We start from the raw sequence: 20,060 nt of genomic DNA, 5'->3' as shown, positions 1-20,060 counted from the left end.
TCAACAAATAGTATTTATTCGCCGGGTTCTTTACGGGCCAGATAGGCCTCGACGGCGGCGCCGAGGGCATCGGCGTTGGGGATCTGGTCGTTTTCATCGGCAAGGAGCGAACGCCGCACGGTTCCCTCGGCTTTTTCGTCGTACCGGGTCTCCAGCCGCGAGACGACCTGCTGGACTTCCTCGGACGCTTCGATCTGTTCGGCGATCTGCCGGCCCACCTCCCGGCCGGCCTCGCGCAGGCGGTCGGTGGGCAGCATGAGGGACGTCGCCGCGCCCAGGTATTCGAGTCCGGCCACGGCAGCCGTGGGATATTCGGCCTCGGCCAGGTAGTGGGGCACGTGGATCACATAGCCGGCAACGTTGCGGCCCGCGCCGGTCAGCCGCAGCTCCAGGATGTGGCCGACGGCCGCCGGCACCTCGACGGTGGGTTTCCACACGGAGATGCCCTCGATCAGGTCCGGGCGGTTGCCGTGCACGGTGACGCCGACCGGCCTGGTGTGCGGCACCGGCATCGGGATCGAATGGATCCACGTGACGAGGTTGACGTCGAGTTCCTGCACGATGCCGACCACGGCGCGCGCGAAACGCTCCCACTGCAGGTCCGGCTCGAAGCCGGAGAGAAGCAGGAACGGGTTGCCCAGGCCATCCACCAGCCGATGGAGCGCCAGCATCGGCGCCTGGTAGTCCTGCAGGTGGTCCTCGACGAAGCTGACCTGCGGGCGCCGGGACCGGTAGTCGATGAGCTGGTCGGCGTCGAACTCGGCGATCAGCTCGGAATCGAGGGAGTCCAGCAGTTCGGCGCTGATCTGGCGCACCACGTGGCCGGCGTCGGCGAAACCGGTGAACCCCATGACGAGGTTGAGTCCGCGCATCCCGGCGCTGGCAAACAGCTCCTCGTCACGGACATAAAGGGACCGGGCGTCCAGCAAGGAGCCGGAAATCCGTTCAATCACGGCGTATTCCTTTCACAATGGCGGCGGGCCCGCAGGGTGCTCACCGCGCGGCAGCCGTGGAGCCCACGGCCGGCGGAGCACAACCGGCGCGCCAGCGCCGCACAGAGTACAACGCCCGGCCGTCCCGGCTAATTCCTGCCGGTGGTGTGCTCCAGGTCTCACTCAATTCAGTTCCGGCGCGCCGGAGAGACTACGATCGGAACGGGCCCCAGGGCTTGCTGGCAGACACCGGGTTGGGTCCCAAGAATGACGGCGGCCCGGGAACCGCGGCAGGGCGCCAAACATGCAGTTCCTGCCGAAATCACCGAGAACCATCACAGAGAATTGAGGACTGTCCTCGTGGTCAAGAATAGTGAAGTCAAACTTAGTGCAGTCACAGGGGATCTGAAGAAGGCCCCCAGCGATGCCCTCGTCATCGGCGTCGGGCAGGGGCCGGACGGGCCCGTGCTGCTCGATAACCCGCTGACGGCCAAGGCCGCTGAAGCCCTGGCGGAGTCACTGAGCGTTCTTGGCATCACCGGCGCCGCGGACCAGGCCCACCGCCTCCCCGGCCTGCCGGAAACCGGGGCAACCATCCTGCTCCTGGCCGGCGTCGGGAAGCTGCCGGCCAACAAGGCGGCAACGCCGTCCCTGACGGAAGAGGCGCTGCGCCGGGCCGCGGGTTCGGCCGTCCGCCAGCTGGCCGGCGTCGGCACCGTCACCTTGGCGCTGCCGACGACGACCCTCGCCGAGGTCGCGGCCGTCGCCGAAGGTGCGGCGCTGGGCGCCTACTCCTACACCGAGTTCCGCTCGTCCAGGAACGGACTCAAGGACCCGGTGAAGAACGTCGCGATCTGCACCGGCTTCGCCGCGGACAAGGCCCTGCAGCCTGTCCTGGACCGGGCAGCGCTGATCGGGCGGGCGGTCAACGCGACCCGCACGCTGGTCAACCAGCCGCCAAGCCACCTCTACCCCGAGACCTTCGCCGACGCCGCCAAGGAGCTGGCCAAGGGCCTGCCCGTCAAGGTGACCGTGTGGGACGAGAAGCGCCTGGAGAAGGAAGGCTTCGGCGGCATCCTCGGCGTCGGCAAGGGCTCCACCCGGCAGCCGCGGCTCGTCAAGGTTGAATACGCCCCGGCCAAGGCCACTGCGAAAATCGCCCTCGTCGGCAAGGGCATCACCTTTGACACCGGCGGCATCTCCATCAAGCCCGCCCTCGGCATGGGCGAGATGAAGTCCGACATGGCCGGCGCCGCCGTCGTCCTGAACACCGTCCTGGCCCTGGCCGGCCTCGGCCTGCCGGTCAAGGCAACCGCCTGGCTGTGCATCGCGGAGAACATGCCCTCCGGCGCCGCCCAGCGCCCCGCCGACGTCCTGACCATCTTCGGCGGCAAGACCGTGGAGGTCCTCAACACCGACGCCGAGGGCAGGCTGGTCATGGCCGACGGCATTGTGGCTGCCAGCCAGGAATTCCCGGACGCCATCATCGACGTCGCCACCCTCACCGGGGCGCAGCTGATCGCCCTGGGCGACCGGACCGCCGGCGTCATGGGCGCCGACTCCGTCACGGGCGCGCTCAAGGCCGCCGCGGACCGCGCCGGCGAGCTCGTGTGGCCGATGCCGCTGCCCGAAGAGCTCCGCCCCAGCCTCGACTCGCAGGTCGCGGACATCGCCAACATCGGCGAACGACACGGCGGCATGATGACGGCGGCCGTCTTCCTGCGCGAATTCGTGGGCAAAGGCAAAGACGGCGAACAGATCCCGTGGGCCCACATCGATATCGCGGGGCCCTCGTTCAACAACGGCAGCCCCTACGGCTACAACCACAAGCAGGGCACCGGCTGCACCGTCCGCACGCTCGTGGCCTACGTTGAGGACCTGCTGGCCCAGGCCGTCTGAGCGCACAGGCCGCCGGACCGGCAATAACGCGGCTTTGTGGCAGGGCCCCTGATGCCCTCGCCACAAAGCCGCGTGACACTGGCCACAAGCGCTCCACAAACGCCACGGCAGGGTGGAGCATGTATTAGTGGTTCGCTAAGGTGAACCTTGGCTCAAAGAAGTAGACCCAACAAGTAGTCACAAATGAAAGGGAACCGGCCCGCTGGCATAATCACGGCAGGCAAGTTCCAAGACCAGATGATGCGTACTCTCGTGTCATCGTTCACGCGAGGGAGCGTTTAAGTGGCCGATCAGGCAACTGCGCAAGAATTCGACATCCTGGTACTCGGCGGCGGCAGCGGCGGCTACGCAACTGCCCTGCGTGCAGTCCAGCTTGGCCTCACCGTCGGCCTCATCGAAAAGGCCAAGCTCGGCGGAACGTGCCTGCACAACGGCTGTATCCCCACCAAGGCGCTGCTGCACTCGGCAGAGCTGGCCGACCACGCCCGCGACTCGGCCAAGTACGGCGTCAACGTGACCCTCGACGGCATCGACATCACCGCTGTCAACGCCTACAAGGACGGCATCATTGCCGGCAAGTTCAAGGGCCTGCAGGGCCTGATCAAGGGCAAGAAGGGCATCACCGTCATCGAGGGCGAAGGCAAGCTCCAGGGCGCCGACACCATCGTCGTGAACGGCACCGCGTACAAGGGCAAGAACATCGTCCTCGCCACGGGCTCCTACTCCCGCACGCTGCCGGGCCTGGAAATCGGCGGCAAGGTCATCACCTCCGACGAAGCCCTCACCATGGACTTCATCCCCAAGAGCGCGATCATCCTGGGCGGCGGCGTCATCGGTGTTGAATTCGCCTCCGTCTGGAAGTCCTTCGGCGTCGACGTCACCATCGTCGAAGGCCTGCCGTCCCTCGTCCCGAACGAGGACGCGACCATCGTCAAGAACTTCGAGCGCGCCTTCAAGAAGCGCGGCATCAAGTTCTCCACCGGCGTCTTCTTCCAGGGTGTCGAGCAGAACGACGACGGCGTCAAGGTCACCCTCGTCGACGGCAAGACGTTCGAGGCCGACCTCCTGCTCGTGGCCGTCGGCCGCGGCCCGGTCACGGCCAACCTCGGCTACGAAGAGGCCGGACTGACGATCGACCGCGGCTTCGTCATCACCAACGAGCGCCTGCACACCGGCGTCGGCAACATCTACGCCGTCGGCGACATCGTCCCCGGCGTCCAGCTGGCCCACCGCGGCTACCAGCAGGGCATCTTCGTTGCCGAGGAAATCGCCGGCCTCAAGCCGGTCGTGGTCGAGGACGTCAACATCCCCAAGGTCACCTACGCCGAGCCCGAAATCGCGACGGTCGGCTATACCGAGAAGGCCGCCAAGGCCAAGTTCGGCGACGACCAGGTCGAAACCCAGGAATACAACCTGGCCGGCAACGGCAAGAGCTCGATCCTGGGCACCAGCGGGATCGTCAAGCTGGTGCGCCAGAAGGACGGCCCCGTCGTCGGCGTCCACATGATCGGCGCACGCATGGGCGAGCAGATCGGCGAGGCCCAGCTGATCGTGAACTGGGAAGCCTACCCCGAGGACGTCGCCCAGCTGGTTCACGCCCACCCGACCCAGAACGAATCCCTGGGTGAGGCGCACCTGGCGCTGGCGGGCAAGCCCCTCCACGGCTAGCAGCTCCGCCGGCACGACCGAAAAAACTCCGGGCTTAGTGCGCCCGGCCCGAAATTCCGGGTGCACTAAGCTCGAACAAGGCAGCAATCATCCGCACTAAAGATCAATAAGGAGAACGGGGACGACATGTCTGAATCCGTTAACTTGCCCGCCCTCGGTGAGAGTGTCACCGAAGGAACCGTCACCCGCTGGCTCAAGCAGGTCGGTGACCGGGTAGAGGTGGACGAGCCCCTGCTCGAGGTTTCCACCGACAAAGTAGACACCGAAATCCCCTCTCCGATTGCGGGCGTGATCGAGGAAATCCTTGTCGCCGAGGACGAGACCGCCGAAGTCGGCGCCCCGCTGGTGCGTATCGGCTCCGGCGACGGCTCCGCTGCAGCCGGCGCCCCCGCCGAAGAAGCACCCGCCGCGGCACCGGCCGAGGAAGCCCCCGCCGCCGAGGCCGCTGCTCCGGCAGCCGCCCCCGCCGCCGGCGGCCACGAAGTCACGCTCCCTGCCCTGGGCGAAAGCGTCACCGAAGGCACCGTCACGCGCTGGCTGAAGAGCATCGGTGACACCGTGGAGGTCGACGAGCCGCTGCTCGAGGTTTCCACCGACAAGGTCGACACCGAGATCCCCTCCCCCGTGGCCGGCACCCTCCAGGAGATCCGCGTCAACGAGGACGAGACGGCCGAGGTCGGGTCCGTCCTGGCCGTGATCGGTTCCGGTGCTGCCGCACCCGCCGCGGCTGAGCCCGCTGCCGCACCGGCACCGGCACCGGAAGCACCGAAGCAGGAAGCGCCCGCCGCTCCGGCACCGGCCCCCGCACCGGAAGCACCGAAGCAGGAAGCCCCCGCCGCTCCGGCACCGGCCCCGGCACCGGCTGCAGCCCCCGCTCCGGCGCAGGCCGAAGCCCCGGCCGAATCCGGCTACGTCACTCCCTTGGTCCGCAAGCTTGCCAACCAGCAGGGCGTCGACATCGCGTCCCTGACCGGCACCGGCGTCGGCGGCCGCATCCGCAAGCAGGATGTGCTGGCAGCCGCCGAGGCCAAGGCAGCGCCGGCCGCCTCCGCACCGGCCGCCTCGGCCCCGGCTGCATCGGCTCCGGCCGCTGCATCGTCCTCGCTGCGCGGCACCGTGCAGAAGGCCCCGCGCATCCGCCAGGTCATCGCCCGCCGCATGCGCGAGTCGCTGGACATCTCCACCCAGCTGACCCAGGTGCACGAGGTCGACATGACCAAGGTCGCCAAGCTGCGCGCCAAGGCCAAGAACTCCTTCCAGGCCCAGAACGGCTCGAAGCTGACCTTCCTGCCCTTCATCGCAAAGGCTGTTGCCGAGGCCCTGAAGCAGCACCCGAAGATCAACGCCTCCTACGACGAGGACAAGCAGGAGATCACCTACCACAACGCCGAACACCTGGCGATTGCGGTGGACACGGACAAGGGCCTGCTGGTTCCGGTCATCGCAGACGCCGGCAACCTCAACCTCGCCGGGCTGGCGGGCAAGATCGCGGACGTCGCGGACCGGACCCGCAATGGCAAGATCGGCCCGGACGAGCTCTCCGGCGGCACGTTCAGCATCACGAACATCGGCTCCGTGGGCGCCCTGTTCGACACCCCGATCATCAACCAGCCGCAGGTCGCGATCCTCGGCACCGGCGCGATCGTCAAGCGCGCCGTGGTGGTCTCGGACGAGAACGGCGATGACTCGCTGGCTATCCGCTCCATGATGTACCTCTCCCTGACGTACGACCACCGCCTGGTGGACGGCGCGGACGCGGGACGCTTCCTGCAGACGCTGAAGGCACGCCTCGAAGAGGGCGCGTTCGAAGCCGACCTCGGCCTCTAGCCACCAGGCAGCGGGGGTTCGCAGGACACCGACGGCGGCGGCGGTGCGGGAACCGGTGGGTCACCACCGGCCCCGCACCGCCGCCGTTTTCGCTGCCGGGCTTCCAAGCATCCCGATTGCCCGGCTGCGCGTCCGGCGGGTCCTACTACGCTCCGTAGAATCTGCTGGCTAGACTGTTGCCATGAAAATCGTCTTTGACATCCTGGTCTTCCTGCACATCGTCGGCGCGGCCATGATCGTCGGCATCTGGATCGGCCAGATGAAGAAGCCCACCGTCCACCCCCGCCAGTTCGACGGCGCCGTGCTGCAGCTGCTCACCGGTATCGCCATGATGGGACTGATCCCGGCCCTGGACATGCAGGCCAACTACGCCAAGCTCGGCATCAAGTTCGTCATTGCCCTGATTGTTGCCGTCCTCGCCTTCATCGGCAGCCGCAAGTACAAGAAGGGCGAGCCGGTCAGCAAGGGCCTGGCGCACAGCGTCGGCGGCCTGGCACTGCTCAACGTGGCGATCGCGACGCTCTGGCAGTAGCCCACCGGCCCGGCGTGACCACGACGGCGCCGCACCCGCCAAGGGTGCGGCGCCGTCGTCGTTAACGCCAACGCCACGTATCACCCTCCCCAGCTGTCACAATCCTCTGACAGCGGAACCCCCGTGCGGCGGCGGCACGGAGTCCCTAGGATGGGACACGGCGCGGTCCCGCACCGGCGGGATCGCGGATTCACAACGACGTCGAGGAGTGGACATGGCAACAACACGCACCGCACACACTGTATGGAATGGCGACCTGATGACGGGCGCCGGCAACACCACCCTGGACAGCTCCGGGCTGGGCAACTTCGACGTCACGTGGAAGGCCCGCGCCGAGGCAGCCGAAGGCAAGACCAGCCCCGAAGAGCTCATCGCCGCCGCCCACTCCGCCTGCTTCTCCATGGCCTTCAGCAACGCCCTGGCCCAGGCCGGCCGCACGGCCGAGGAGATCAACACCAAGGCCGACGTCACCTTCCAGCCCGGCACCGGCATCACCGGCAGCCACCTCACGCTGAACGCCCGCGTCCCCGGAATTTCCGCCGACGACTTCCAGCGCATCGCGGAGGAAGCCAAGACCGGCTGCCCCGTCTCCGCCGCCCTGACCGGCATCGAGATCACCCTGGACGCCACGCTCGCCTCCTGAGGCGGCCACCGGCGCGCGACGCAGAAGGCCCCTTCCTCACCGGGAAACCGGTGAGGAAGGGGCCTTCTGCTTTGCGGCGTTTTGGCGTTCCGGGCCGGGGCTACGCCTTGCCGGCCGGCTGCCGGGCCGGCAGCGGCGCGGGCCGGACGCGGCGGTAGCCCTCGCGCAGCGGCGGACGGTCCGTGGGCAGTTCCTGGATCATTTCCTTCAACGCCCCGATGCCGTATTCCAGCTGCGGGTCGGTGCCGGCGGCGTAGGCATGCGGCGGGAAGGTCACCTCGATGTCCGGGGTGACGCCGAAGTTTTCCACGCCCCAGCCGACGCCGCCGCCGAACCACGTGGCGTAGCGGGGCTGGGTCACGCCCGTGCCGTCGGCCAGCGCGAAACGGTTGTCGATTCCGACGACGCCGCCCCAGGTGCGGGTGCCGATGACGGGCCCGATCCCGCGCAGCTTGGAGACCTGCGTGATGATGTCACCGTCGGAACCGGCGAACTCATCGGCCAGGATGATGACCGGCCCGCGGGGTGCGTGGTGCGGGTATGTCCGCGGCTTTTCGCCCCGCGGCATGCTCCAACCGGTGACCTTGCGGCCGATCAGCTCGGCCACGAGCTGGGAGGTGTGGCCGCCGCGGTTGCGCCGGACATCGACGATTAGCCCGTCCAGGGCCGTCTCGGTGTCGAGGTCGCGGTGCAGCTGGGCCCAGCCGTTGGCCATCATGTCCGGAATGTGCAGGTAGCCGAAGGTGCCGTTGGAGGCTTCGCGGACGGTCCGCCGGTTGCCGGCGACCCAGTCCTGGTAGCGCAGGCGCTCCTCGTCCTTGACCGGAACCACCGCGACCCGGCGCTGGGCGCCCGCGGCGGCTCCGTGGCCGGCCCCGTTGCGCACGGTCAGTTCGACGGCGCGTCCGGCCGCGCCGACCAGCTGCATCGCGGGGGTCAGGGCTTCAGTGAGCTCGACGCCGTCGACGGCCAGCAGCACGTCGCCCGTTTTTACATCCGCACCGGGCCGGGTCAGCGGGGAGGTGGCCAGCGGGTCGGAGGACTCCCCCGCCAGGATCCGGGTGATTTCCCAGCCGTCACCGGTGAACTCGAGGTCTGCGCCGAGGCGTCCCTGGGGGCTGCTGCCGTTCTCGCTGACGGCCATCGGGCGGACGTAGGCGTGCGACGTGCCGAGTTCGCCGTGCAGCTCCCACAGCAGGTCCACGAGGTCATCGTGGGAGCCGAGCCGTTCCACCACGGGACGGTAGCGGGCGTGGACGGAGTCCCAGTCCTGTCCGGCCATGTCCTCGGTCCAGAAGAAGTCGCGCTGGAGCCGCCAGGCCTCGTCGAAGGCCTGGCCCCACACGCTGAGCGGGTCCAGCTGCACCCGGATCCGGCCAAGGTCCACCTTCACGAGCTGGCCGGAGTCCTCATCGGCCTTGGCGCCGGAGGGCGCCACCCGGATCTGCTTGTCCTGGATGAAGACGACCTTGTCGCCGTCGCCGGAGACCCGGTAGCTGTCCAGCGCCTCCACGAGGGTGGAGGTGCGGCGCTTGGCGAGGTCGTAGCGGACCAGGCTCGGCGCGGCGCCCTTGTCATCGAGGCTGGCCCGGCCTTCCCCGGTGGTCCCGGACAGCTCGCTGTCCAGCCAGAGCAGCGCGCCGGCCGTGGCAGTCAGGGACGAGTAGTTACCCTGCCGCACGGGGACGCCGATGACGCGGTGGGCCAGGCCCTCGGCGTCGACCCGCACCGCGGGAACCGGCTTCGCGGCGGCTCCGTCTCCGGCGTCGGATCCCTGCACGGCCTCTTCCTCCAGGTCGACACTCGGGCCGAACGGGGACGGGGTGTCGGCCGCCAGGGCCACCAGGTAGGGCTTGATCGGGCTCGGGAAGGACAGATCGAACGAGTGGCCGTCGTAGACCGGGTCGAAGCTGCGGTTGGAGAGGAACGCGAGGTACTTCCCGTCCGGCGTGAACGACGGGGACTCGTCGCGGAACCGGCCGTCGGTGACGTCAATGACCGATGTCCGGGCACCGCCGTCGATCCTGGCGATCCGCAGCCGGCTGCGGGAGCCGAACGACGTGACCGGCTCGGACCAGCCGAGCCACGCGGAGTCCGGGGACCAGCTGAAGCCGTCGATGCTGCCCTCGCCGATGCTGCTGAGCAGGGACATCGTTCCTGCCTGCGTGTCGGCCAGGAAGATCTCGCCGAAGGAGGTGCCGACGGCAAGCCAGCGGCCGTCCGGGCTGGCCTCGATGGCGCTGGCCCGGCTGGGCTTGGGGAAGTCGATCCGGGTGGCCTCTGCGGCCGGCATCCCGTGCCCGGCGGCGGGTGCAACGGTGCCCGCCCCGGGTCCGGCGTCGGCTGCTTCAGTGCCGGCGGCGGCCACCGGTCCGGTTTCGGCGGCAACGGCCCGGGGTGCTCCCGGTCCGGTCAGCGCGGCAGCGGACACCGGGCGGGGCAGCGGGATGCCGGCAGCGGGGGTCTCGGCTGCCGGCGCCGCGGCGGCCTGGGGCGCTTTCCGGGCGTGCGCGGACGCGCCGGGCAGCGGCGCCGCAATGGCCTTGAGGTAGAGGGCTTCCACCCCGTCGTGGTCCGCAACAAAGGCGATCCTGCCCTCGCCGAAGGGACGCGGCAGCCGCGCCCGGACCCCCGGGGTGGCCTCCAGGACGCGCGAGGGCCCGTCCTTGTGCCGCAGCCAGTGGATGGTGCCGTGGGAGGCGACGGCGCTTGACCCGCCGGTGCGGTCCGGGACCACGTCACCGAGATGGCGCGAGGGCTTCAGCGCGGCAGGACGGCGCGCCTGCGAGGCCGAGCCCAGGGAGATATCGAGCCGCACCGCCTCGGCGTCGAGGTTTGGCAGCAGCCAGAGTTCCCCGGCCGATTCGAAGATGATCCGTTCGCCGTCGGTGGCGGCGTGGCGCACGTAGAAGTCCTCATGGTCCGTGTGGCGCCGCAGGTCGCTGCCGTTGGGCAGCACTGAGTAGAGGTTTCCGTAGCCCTCGTGATCGGACAGGAAGGCGATCCGGCCCTTAACCCACAGGGGGTCCGTGAGGTTGCCGTCCAGCTCCGGGACGAGCCTTTCGTACTCACCGTTTCCGTCGGTGTCGATCCACAGCTTGCCGGCCGCGCCGCCGCGGTAGCGCTTCCACCAGGCGGGCTCGCGCGAAAGCACGCTGGCGAGCACGACGGGTCGTTCGTCGCCGACGACCGGGCCGAACGCCACCGACTCCACCGGTCCGAACGGCAGTTCGCGGGCCCAGCCCCCGGTGACCGGGAGGCTGTAGGCATGGGTATGCCGGCCGTCCGACTGCCGGAACGCGCTGGTAACCAGGACGTCGCCGTCGGGAGTGAATCCCTTGACCCGGGTGGAGCTGTGGCCGAAGTAGCTCAGCTGGCGGTACCCGCCGCCGTCGACATTGGCCGTGACCACCTCCGGGGCGGTCCCCTGGATGACGGTCCACACCAGGCGTTTGCCGTCGGGCGTGAAACGGGGGTTACGGGCGGGCAGTTGAAGGGAGGAAACGCGCCAGGCGCGGCCCCCACCCACGGGTGCAATCCAGACGTCGTCCTCGGCCACGAAGGTGACCAGATCGCCGTGCAGATGCGGAAAACGGAAGTAACTCGAGGGGGTCATCGTTCGATCATAGCTACAACGGCGCTTACGGCCCGCGAAGGTTTCGCCGCCGTGCCCGGCGTGGTGAGATGGATCATGCGAATCCTTGTTGCCGGAGCCTCCGGGCTGATCGGAACCGCCCTGTCCACCACCCTGCGCAGCGAAGGGCACGACGTCGCGGCCCTGGTCAGGCGTCCCCCCGCGTCGCCCGCCGAATACCAGTGGGACCCTGCCGCCGGAAGGATCGACGACACCGCGCTGAAGGGCGCGGACGCGGTAGTTAACCTCTCCGGCGCCGGCATCGGCGACCGGCCCTGGACCAAGGGCCGGATTGCGGAGCTCCGCAGCTCCCGGCTGGGGGCGACGCAGACCCTCACGAGCGCGATGGCCCGGATGGATACGCCGCCGTCCGTCTTCCTCAGCCAGTCGGCGTCCGGCTACTACGGCGACGCCGGACCCGCGGTCCTGAGGGAAAACGCACCCGCCGGCACGGGCATCCTGGCCCGGCTCTGCGTCGACTGGGAGGCCGCCGCGCACGAGGCCCCTGCCGGCGTCCGCGTCATCACCCCCCGCACCGGCGTGGTCCTGAGCCGTTCCGGCGGCGCGCTGGGCCGGTTGATGCCGCTGCTGCGGCTGGGCGTCGGCGGACCGCTGGGCAACGGCCGCCAGTTCTGGCCTTGGATCACGCTGCCGGATGTGACGCGAGCCTTGTCCTTCCTTCTTGCCGCGCCCATTGCCGGCCCGGTGAACCTCTGCGCCCCCGAGACCGCCGACGTGAACTCGATCGTCACCCAGCTGGCCCGGGCCCTGCACCGGCCCGCCGTGCTTCGGGTCCCGTCACCGGTGCTCCGCCTGGTGATGGCACGGCTGGCCGACGAACTCCTGCTGGCGAGCCAGCGACTGGAGCCGGCCGTCCTGGCCGACCTCGGATTCGAATGGGAGCACCCGTCCCTGGCGCAGGCCGCGGCATGGGTCAGCGGCCGGGACTAGCGTGCCGGACAGACTGCTCGAGGGGCCTCGCCGACGCGGCACGCCTAGCCGCGCCGGGCCGGGTAGTTCTGGAAGAACAAGGCCAAGGACTCGGCCAAGGCACTGATTTCTCCCGGGGCGACGCTCTCGTTCGGTGCATGGATGAGCGCGGCGGGTTCCTCCACCCCGAGGAGGATGATCTCCGCCTCCGGGTACGTGTCGGCGAAGACGTTGCAGAGCGGGATCGACCCTCCTTGCCCCAGGGTGGTCATGGGCCGGCCGTACGCCTCGCGCATCGCGGCACTCATGGCTTCGAAGGCGGGGCCACCGACCGGCGCCTGGAACGGCGACCCCATGGCTTCCAGCTCCACCTCGACATGGACTCCCCAAGGGGCGGCACCTTTCAGGTGCCCGGCCAACGCCGTGTGGGCCTCAGCGGAGTCCATACCCGGCGGGACCCGCAGGTTAAGCCGCGCGGCAGCCCGCGGCACGATCGCCGCCGTCGAACCCACCACCTGGGGGCAGTCAATGCCCAGCACGGTGACAGCCGGGCGTGCCCAGATCATGTCGGACACGCTGCCGTCACCCAGCAGCATGACGCCGTCAAGCACGCCGGCGTCCGAGCGGAACTGCTCGGGCGGATACGGTGCGCCTGTCCAAGTCTGCGTGTTGTCCAGTCCCGTGATCGAGGTGTTGCCTCGCTGGTCCCGCAGTGAGGCCAGCATCGCGATCAGCGCGGCGAGCGCGTCCGGGGCCGCACCGCCGAACATTCCGGAGTGAAGTTCGGAGGCCATAGCCTCCACCCGCACCACCACGTTGACCATCCCGCGCAGTGTTACGGTCGCCGCGGGCACGCCCACGGCGGCGTTGCCGGTGTCGCAGACCAGGATGGCGTCGGCACGGAGCATCCCCGGATGGGCCGCCACGAACGCTTCGAGCCCGCCGGTGCCCTGCTCCTCCGAGCCTTCCACCACGAGCTTCAGGTTCACCGGCACGTCGTCGCCGAGCGCCCTCAGGGCGAGCAAGTGGGCGAGGATGTTGCCTTTGCAGTCGGCGGCTCCGCGGCCGTACCAGCGGCCCTCCACCTCGGCGAGTTCAAACGGCGGGGTGCGCCAGGCGGCGTCGTCCAGGGGCGGCTGCACATCGTAGTGCGCATAGAGGAGCACGGTGGGCGCGTCCGGGCGGGGCCCCGGTCGCGAGCCGACCACCGCGTCCGAGCCATCCGGCGTGCGCTCGAGGCGGGCGTCCGAAAATCCGAGTTCGGCGAATTTGTCGAGCACCCAGTGCGCCGCTCTGGCGCACTCTTCGGGGGGAAACTGCCGCGGGTCGGCCACGGACCTGATGGCGACGAACTCGGCGAGTTCCCCCCGGGCCGCCTGCATCAGCCCGGCGATGCGCGAGCGAAGGTCCACGCTCATGCACCGCCCGTGCTGTAGGTGTTGAGGCTATTAATAAATTGCTGGAATCCGGCCAGCTGGTCCGGGCAGTAAACCTTGATGATCTGGAGCTCGCCTTGGGCGATGCGCGCGTTCGCGATCACCGGCCTGTAGCCGGGCCCGGTGGCGCCGTTGGCAATCTGATTCAGGAACGTGGCCCGGCTGAGTGCGTCATTCGGGTTCGCGCAGACCGCGCCGCCGTCGTCGCCGAGCACCCGGGCGATCTGCTCACGAGAGGGGGCGGTTCCCCCGGACGCGTTGATCTCCGCGATCAGCTGGTCGGCTTTGGCCAGGGACTGCTGGGTCTGCCTCGCCTGCCGGAACATCACCAGGCCGGTCACAGCGAACACAACCAGAAGGATCACCGAGACGATGTACAGGACCGAGCGGCCGCGTTTGGTTGAGGACTCCATGTGCGTGCTCATGAGCTTTCCGCCTCCGTCTGCTCTTCTTGCGCGGGCAGCTTCCACGCCGGTTTGCGCATCTTGTAGAAGAGGAACGGCACAAGCAGGCCGAGCCCCAGCGCGCCGCCGCCGACGATCAGGAAATAGACGGCCGGATTGCCGTTGCCGAATTGCGACGGCGGGATAAACCCGACAAGCAGGGCGGCCAGGGAGGCTGCGAATCCGACACCGCACAGTCCCACCAGCATGGGCGCCCGGTAGCCCCTGGGATGGCCGGGGTCATTGCGGCGGAGCCGGATTGCGGCCACGAACATCAGCAGGTACATGATCAGGTAGACCTGGGTGGTGATCACCGAGAAGATCCAGTACGCACTGGAGACATCCGGGATGAGTGCATAGCCGAGGGCGATCACAGTGGTGATGAGCCCCTGGATGACCAGGAGGTTCTGCTGGATCCCGTTCTTGTTCAGCTTTTGCAGGAACGGTGGAAGGTAGCCTTCCTCCCGCGAGATCAGCAGCAGGCCCTTGGACGGGCCGGCCAGCCAGGTCAGCATGCCGCCGAGGGAGGCGGCGACCAGCATGATTCCAAGGATGGGCGTGAGGCCTTGCATGTTGAACGAGGCCAGCACCGCGTCAAAGGCCTGCATGACACCCGCCGTCAGCGAGAGCTCTTCCGCCGGGACGATCCAACTGATCGCCAGCGCCGGCAGGATGAAGATCAGCAGTACGAGTCCCATGGCCAGGAACATCGACTTGGGGTACTCCTTGCCCGGGTTCTTCAGCGACGACACGTGCACGGCGTTCATCTCCATGCCGCTGTAGGACAGGAAGTTGTTCACGATCAGCACCAGGCTGGCCAGCCCGGCCCATTCAGGGAAGAAGTTCGCCGCGGTCATCGGGGCGGCGGACGGATTGCCCTGGCCGAGGAATACGACACCCAGCGTCACCAGCAGGGCGCCCGGAATCAGCGTGCCAATGATCAGGCCGCCGCCGGCCAAACCGGCCACGCCCTTCGTTCCCCGGGATGACACGTAGACGCCGGCCCAGTAGAACACCACAATGACCACTGCCGTCCACACGCCGCTGCTGGCCAGCGCCGGATTGAAGACGTAGGCGAGCGTGCTCGCGACGAATCCCAGCAGCGTCGGATAGTAGAAGATGGTCATCGCGAACTGGCACCATACCGCCAGGAATCCCATCGGCTTGGAGATGCCGGTCGCGACCCACTTGTAGATGCCGCCCTTCCATCCGGACGCCAGCTCGGCGGACACGAGCGAGGTCGGCAGCAGGAAGACGATCGCCGGAACAACGTAGAGGAAGACAGAAGCGAGGCCGTAGACGGCCATGGTCGGGGCCGCACGGAGACTCGCCACCGAACTGGTGGTCATCAGCGCGAGAGCCACCCAGGAGATCCACACGGCTGGCGGCGCCTTGGGCAAAGTGGCTGCTTGTTCGCTCACGCCGGCCACATCCCTGAATCCGCCGTAGGAGGCACCGCGGGCCCGGCGGCGCACCGTCCCGTGCTCTGCCGCTCGAGGCGAGGAATCGAAAAGTACACCATGTCCCACAGCCCCTTATCACATAATGCGCCCGATGCCTACAGCTTGGACCCATCAATTCTGCCAAGCTAGGCTCCATTTCCTCTTTACTTCAGGCCGTCGCGGTGCTAGACGGGCGTTTGCGGCTGCGTTTCCACAGCAGATCGACGATCAGGGCCAGTGCGAGGATGGCCACCAGCGCGGCGGCGGTGGCAGGTTCATTGACGAGCGTGGTGGTGCAAAAAACCACAAACGTTCCCAGCGTCGCCACCAGGGCGATGATAAGCACCGGAAGGCTGGCACCGGTCTGCCGGTACACCCTGAAGTGGGCCACGGTGACCGCAGAGAAAATGAGCAGGGCGACGGCGCTGCCGAGCGAGGCAATGCTGTTCAGGTTGAATGCCACCACCATGAGAGCAGCGAGGCCGGCCATCACGAGCAGCCCGACCGGTACCTGCCGGCGCCCGAGGGAATGTCCGAACACCGGCGGAAACTGCCCGACCGAGGCGAGGTGCCGGGTCATCCCTACAGAGGGGTAGAGGCTTGCATTCACGGCACCCGCAGTGGAGAACAGGGCCGTGATCACCATCAGCACGTATCCGAACTGGCCCAGCGTGGGCTTGGCTGCCTCGGCGAGCGCCGTGGCGCCGTATTCGACGACCTGGTCTGCGGTGAGGGTTCCAAATACGCCCAGCGAGACCCCGACGTACACCGTGGTGGCGATTGCCAGCGCGAGGTACATGGCGCGGGGCAGCTGATGCGACGGATCGGGCAGGTCCTTTGCCGTGAAAGTGATGACACCGAACCCGAGGAAAGCGAAGAACGTCAACGCCACACTCGCGATGATCTCGCGGATACCGGGGTAGCCGGACGGGGCCAGGAGCGAGGGATTCCAGTTCACGATCGTGACGATCGCGAACACGGACAGGATCGCCAGCACCACTTTCACGATCACGGACTGGACTCTTGCGACGGCCGTGGAGCCAACTGCGTTCAGGAATGTCATGACGAGGATGAGCAGGACCGCAAACACCTTGGCCCAGCCCGGATCGCGGCCGGCGAGGACTGCGCTGGCATACCCGCCAAAGGACGAGGCCACCATTGCCCCAACGATCGCCCCGGTCACATAGAACAGCCACGATACGATCCCCGTGATGTGGCCCTCGCCAAACCCGCGGGACAGGTAGGCAAGCATGCCGCCGCCCGAAGGGTAGGTGGCGCCGAGCTTCGCGAACGAATAGCCCTGCAGGCCGGCGATCGCTCCGGCTACCAGGAATGACACCCACACGGCCGATCCGGCGACCGCACCCGCCGCTCCCAGCAGCGCGAAGATCCCCGCGCCCACCATCGAGCCCACCCCGATGAATGCCGCTTGCATCACGGTCATCTGCTTCTTCGGAACCGTGGTCGACATGGCGCACCTTCCCGTCCTCAGGCCCTGGCGGGCGGCCTCGCACGGAGGCTACCACTGCGCCCCGGGGCTGCGGAACCCTGCGCCATTTCGGGTCCGGCCCGGCGGGCACCGGGATTTCCGCTGCCGCGGGTGCGCAAGGCATCCTCTACTCCGCTGCGTCCCAGGGACCGGACGGCAGGATTTCCGCAATTTTCCAGCGGCCGCCGACAACGGTGAGGACAAGGCGTACCCGGGTTTCCTGCCCGGCGGGGGCCTCGGCCAACACTGACCCTGCGGCATCGCGTTCCTGATAGGGCTCCGATGCCGCACTGACAGCCACCACCGCCCGCCCCGGGGCGCGGTCCGGGGTATTCCGGACACTCATCAGGCCGGTCGAAAACCCGGCCAGGACGTGACCGGTGGCCGCCAGCTCAGCGGCGATCCTGCCGTCTGCATCCGCGGCCGGCGAGGACGGCGCATTGACCTGGTCCAGGAGCGCGAAGTTGCCGGTACTGAAGGCCTGCGCGCGGAGCGCGGCCAGTCCGCGGACAGCATCCGCGGGGTCGGCGGACTCCAGCTGCTCCCCGAGTTCACGGGGCACGACGGCGGCGGCCGGGTCCGCGCCGGCCCCTGCGGACTGTTCCGTGGCCTGCGCCGTGGCCTGCGCTGTGGCCGGTTCGGCAGTCTGCGCTGTGGTCCCCGCCGTGGGCTGTTCCGTAACCGCGGGCCGCAGCACCGCCGACACGACGGCCCCGACGCCCAGCACCGCGAGCAAGGCCACCATCGCCGCACCAGCCCGCGCCGTATCCCGCCGCCGGCCCGCTGCGTACGTCCCGCCCCTCGGATTTCGGTTGCTCCGCGGCTGTCCGTCACGGCGCAGGCCGAGGGCCGGCACGCTGTGACGCCCGGACGGCGCCGCCGTTTCCCGCCGCGCGCCCGGCCCCGGGCCCGCTTCCGGAGCCAGGTGGCGCGCCCCGCCGGTGCCCGCCGCGTGGCGTCCTGTCCCGCCGTCCGCCGTCCGCTGGTGTGCGCCGGACCGCGCACCCTTGGCGGGTCGACCACTTGGAAAACACCTGCCGGTCCTTCCCATCCGGCCCGGGCGGGCACTCGCGGGCGAGGCACGGCGGGTCAGGAGCTGCGGCGCCACCGTGGGGTGGGCGGTTAGCGAGAGATCCACGGCCTCGGCGGCTGCGCTGCGGTAGACCGCCGCGGCCAGCTCGCCGGCTGTGGGCCGCAACCGCCGGTCCTCGTTGAGTCCGGCCTCCAAGGCTGCGGCCAGGCTCGCCGGGACATCGGGAACGAGGAAGGGCAGCGGCGGCCTGTGGCTCCCCGGCGCCGGGGGCCGCCCGGCCAGGCAGTACCAGCCGATTGCGGCCAGCGAATAGACGTCGCGTTCCGGCTGGAGCCCTGCCCTGACAGCGTCCACCGGTGAGGGATCGCGGAAGCCGTCGGTCCCGGCCTCTGTGCCCGCACCGGCGTCGCCCACCATCCGCCCCACACCGAGGTCGGCCAGCAGCGGCTTTCCTTGGGCCGTGAACAGCACGTTCCCGGGGGACACGTCGCCATGGGTGACGCCGCGCGCATGCAGGTACGCCAGCGCCTGGGCGATCGGTGTCAGCACGGTCACCGTCTCGCCCGCCGTCAGCGTTCCCCGGCCGGCGACGACGTCGGCGAGGGCTCCCCCGGCGGCGTATTCCAGCAGCAACGCCAGTTCGTCATGGACGTCCGGACCCGCTGCGGGGGCGGCGAGCCGCAGCACGGCGTGGGACCGCAGGAGGTGCTCGTGTTCAAGCGCCGCGAGGATACGGACCTCTCGCCGCATCGCCTCGATCGTCTCCGTGGCCTGCCCGCTCCCTCCGCCGCCGACCGGCCCGCTGCCCGGGTGAAAGCACTTCAGGGCGTACTCGGCGCCCGTGGCCCGCTCGTTCACGAGCCACACGGTGGCGTCGCCCCCGCGCCCCAGGAAGCGGCCGACGTCGTATCCGTCCACTGTGGGGGCCGGACCGCCGGCCTGCGCGAAATCCTCCATACCCAATCAATAGCCGATCCCGGACGAACGTGCAGAAGTTATCCACAGGAAGTGAGAGCTTAAGCACACAATCGGGAACGACGCCGGGCGAGGTCTAAGCTGGATGGCATGACTCTTGAGTTCCAACAGCTGGGTCTTGCCCCGGACTTCGTCGATTACACGCGCGGCTGGGATATCCAACGCGAAATCCACAACAAGGTTGTTGCCGGCGAGAAACCCAGCACCGTACTGCTTCTGGAACACGCCGCCGTGTATACGGCAGGCAAGCTCACGGAAGACCACGAGCGCCCGTTCGACGGGACGCCCGTCGTCGCGGTTGACCGCGGCGGCAAACTGACCTGGCACGGCCCGGGACAGCTCATTGCCTATCCCATCCTGAAACTGAAGAACCGTGCCGGCATCCGGGACTACGTCGAGCGCCTCGAGGCCGTCATGATCGCGGTCATGGAGGATTACGGGATCAAAGCCGTGCGGGTCAAGGGCCGGGCAGGCGTCTGGGTTCTGGCCGATGACAAGGGCCCGGACCGCAAGATCGCCGCAATCGGCATCCGTGTCCTGGACGGCGTCACGATGCACGGCGTGGCGATCAACTGCAACAACGATCTCGCCCCCTATGCGCAGATCATCGCGTGCGGAATCACCGACGCCAGCGTCACCACCATGTCCCTGGAAACCGGCAGGGTGATCGACCCTGCCGATATCGTCGACCGTTTCGTGGAAGAATTCCGCAAGCACGAAGAAGCACTCGTTTACACCCCTGAAGGAGCTCTCCTGTGACCTTGGCACCAGAAGGCCGGAAGTTGCTGCGCATCGAGCAGCGCAACGCGGCAGTACCGGTCGAACGCAAACCGGAATGGATCAAGGCCAAGGTCCAGATGGGCCCGGAATTCGTCCAACTCAAAAACCTCGTCAAAAAAGAAGGCCTGCACACCGTCTGCGAAGAGGCCGGCTGCCCGAACATCTTCGAATGCTGGGAAGACAAGGAAGCGACCTTCCTGATCGGCGGCTCCGAATGCACCCGCCGCTGCGACTTCTGCCAGATCGACACCGGCAAACCCTCCCCCGTGGACCTCTTCGAACCCACCAAGGTCGCCCGCTCCGTCCAGTCCATGGCCCTGCGCTACGCCACCGTCACCGGCGTCGCCCGCGACGACCTCGCAGACGAAGGCGTCTGGCTCTACGCCGAAACCGTCCG

14 protein-coding genes and 1 pseudogene are annotated in these 20,060 nt (G+C 68.5%); 8 read left to right on the top strand and 7 right to left on the bottom strand.

The window, feature by feature from the left end:
• Positions 1–14: 14 nt before the first annotated feature.
• Positions 15–953, bottom strand: coding sequence for a proteasome assembly chaperone family protein (locus CFN17_RS15050; protein ID WP_208748562.1), 939 nt, complete (start codon positions 951–953; stop codon positions 15–17).
• 339 nt (positions 954–1,292) lie between these two features.
• On the opposite strand from CFN17_RS15050, the gene CFN17_RS15045 reads away from it, so the two are divergent.
• The 5 genes from CFN17_RS15045 to CFN17_RS15025 all read left to right on the top strand — a co-directional run bounded on the left by CFN17_RS15045 (position 1,293) and on the right by CFN17_RS15025 (position 7,501).
• Positions 1,293–2,831, top strand: coding sequence for a leucyl aminopeptidase (locus tag CFN17_RS15045; RefSeq protein ID WP_208748561.1), 1,539 nt, complete (start codon positions 1,293–1,295; stop codon positions 2,829–2,831).
• 282 nt (positions 2,832–3,113) lie between these two features.
• Entirely contained in the window at positions 3,114–4,499 is a 1,386-nt protein-coding gene (gene lpdA, locus CFN17_RS15040) for a dihydrolipoyl dehydrogenase (RefSeq protein WP_208748560.1), read from the top strand.
• A 126-nt stretch (positions 4,500–4,625) separates the two neighbouring features.
• Positions 4,626–6,326 (top strand): 2-oxoglutarate dehydrogenase, E2 component, dihydrolipoamide succinyltransferase, encoded by a 1,701-nt coding sequence (gene sucB, locus CFN17_RS15035; protein WP_208748559.1) that lies wholly within the window; start codon positions 4,626–4,628, stop codon positions 6,324–6,326.
• A 181-nt stretch (positions 6,327–6,507) separates the two neighbouring features.
• Positions 6,508–6,858: a hypothetical protein gene (locus CFN17_RS15030; RefSeq protein WP_208748558.1), complete on the top strand. Its 351-nt coding sequence runs from the start codon at positions 6,508–6,510 to the stop codon at positions 6,856–6,858.
• A 214-nt stretch (positions 6,859–7,072) separates the two neighbouring features.
• A complete protein-coding gene (locus CFN17_RS15025) occupies positions 7,073–7,501 on the top strand; it encodes an OsmC family protein (RefSeq protein WP_208748557.1) in 429 nt (142 codons plus the stop codon).
• Between the two features lie 100 nt (positions 7,502–7,601).
• Here the strand turns inward: CFN17_RS15025 and CFN17_RS15020 are convergent, their stop codons facing one another.
• Entirely contained in the window at positions 7,602–11,117 is a 3,516-nt protein-coding gene (locus tag CFN17_RS15020) for a S41 family peptidase (RefSeq protein ID WP_208748556.1), read from the bottom strand.
• 75 nt (positions 11,118–11,192) lie between these two features.
• Here CFN17_RS15020 and CFN17_RS15015 point away from each other — a divergent pair, with 75 nt between their 5' ends.
• Entirely contained in the window at positions 11,193–12,086 is an 894-nt protein-coding gene (locus CFN17_RS15015) for a TIGR01777 family oxidoreductase (protein WP_208748555.1), read from the top strand.
• Positions 12,087–12,130: 44 nt separating this feature from the next.
• On the opposite strand, the gene CFN17_RS15010 is transcribed toward CFN17_RS15015, so the two are convergent.
• The 5 genes from CFN17_RS15010 to CFN17_RS14990 form a co-directional block, all read right to left on the bottom strand.
• Positions 12,131–13,483: a dipeptidase gene (locus tag CFN17_RS15010; RefSeq protein WP_261792214.1), complete on the bottom strand. Its 1,353-nt coding sequence runs from the start codon at positions 13,481–13,483 to the stop codon at positions 12,131–12,133.
• A complete protein-coding gene (locus CFN17_RS15005) occupies positions 13,480–13,926 on the bottom strand; it encodes a hypothetical protein (protein WP_208748554.1) in 447 nt (148 codons plus the stop codon). Before CFN17_RS15005 ends, CFN17_RS15010 begins: the two co-directional genes overlap by 4 nt.
• Positions 13,923–15,365, bottom strand: coding sequence for an APC family permease (locus tag CFN17_RS15000; RefSeq protein ID WP_208748553.1), 1,443 nt, complete (start codon positions 15,363–15,365; stop codon positions 13,923–13,925). The genes CFN17_RS15005 and CFN17_RS15000 overlap by 4 nt, the downstream gene beginning before the upstream one ends.
• A gap of 190 nt (positions 15,366–15,555) precedes the next feature.
• Positions 15,556–16,857, bottom strand: coding sequence for an APC family permease (locus CFN17_RS14995; RefSeq protein ID WP_208748552.1), 1,302 nt, complete (start codon positions 16,855–16,857; stop codon positions 15,556–15,558).
• Between the two features lie 145 nt (positions 16,858–17,002).
• Positions 17,003–18,865, bottom strand: a complete 1,863-nt coding sequence (locus tag CFN17_RS14990) for a serine/threonine-protein kinase (RefSeq protein WP_208748551.1) — start codon at positions 18,863–18,865, stop codon at positions 17,003–17,005.
• Between the two features lie 108 nt (positions 18,866–18,973).
• Between CFN17_RS14990 and lipB the strand changes: the two genes are divergently transcribed.
• Complete coding sequence (gene lipB, locus CFN17_RS14985; protein ID WP_208748550.1) at positions 18,974–19,642, top strand: lipoyl(octanoyl) transferase LipB; 669 nt, start codon at positions 18,974–18,976, stop codon at positions 19,640–19,642.
• Positions 19,639–20,060, top strand: a pseudogene (locus tag CFN17_RS14980) (lipoyl synthase); the annotation flags it as partial. The gene lipB and the pseudogene CFN17_RS14980, both read left to right, overlap by 4 nt.

Origin of the sequence: Arthrobacter sp. PM3 (assembly GCF_003352915.1) — a bacterium.
Taxonomy (GTDB): Bacteria; Actinomycetota; Actinomycetes; order Actinomycetales; family Micrococcaceae; genus Arthrobacter.
Note: the sequence above shows the minus strand (reverse complement) of the source record. Positions and strands in the feature narration are given on the sequence as shown.

Coding starts and splice junctions, on each gene's coding strand:
- sucB (WP_208748559.1), top strand. CDS start 4,626: ATGTCTGAATCCGTTAACTTGCCCGCCCTCGGTGAGAGTGTCACCGAA.
- CFN17_RS15030 (WP_208748558.1), top strand. CDS start 6,508: ATGAAAATCGTCTTTGACATCCTGGTCTTCCTGCACATCGTCGGCGCG.
- CFN17_RS15025 (WP_208748557.1), top strand. CDS start 7,073: ATGGCAACAACACGCACCGCACACACTGTATGGAATGGCGACCTGATG.
- CFN17_RS15020 (WP_208748556.1), bottom strand. CDS start 11,117: ATGACCCCCTCGAGTTACTTCCGTTTTCCGCATCTGCACGGCGATCTG.
- CFN17_RS15015 (WP_208748555.1), top strand. CDS start 11,193: ATGCGAATCCTTGTTGCCGGAGCCTCCGGGCTGATCGGAACCGCCCTG.
- CFN17_RS15010 (WP_261792214.1), bottom strand. CDS start 13,483: ATGAGCGTGGACCTTCGCTCGCGCATCGCCGGGCTGATGCAGGCGGCC.
- CFN17_RS15005 (WP_208748554.1), bottom strand. CDS start 13,926: ATGAGCACGCACATGGAGTCCTCAACCAAACGCGGCCGCTCGGTCCTG.
- CFN17_RS14995 (WP_208748552.1), bottom strand. CDS start 16,857: ATGTCGACCACGGTTCCGAAGAAGCAGATGACCGTGATGCAAGCGGCA.
- CFN17_RS14990 (WP_208748551.1), bottom strand. CDS start 18,865: ATGGAGGATTTCGCGCAGGCCGGCGGTCCGGCCCCCACAGTGGACGGA.
- lipB (WP_208748550.1), top strand. CDS start 18,974: ATGACTCTTGAGTTCCAACAGCTGGGTCTTGCCCCGGACTTCGTCGAT.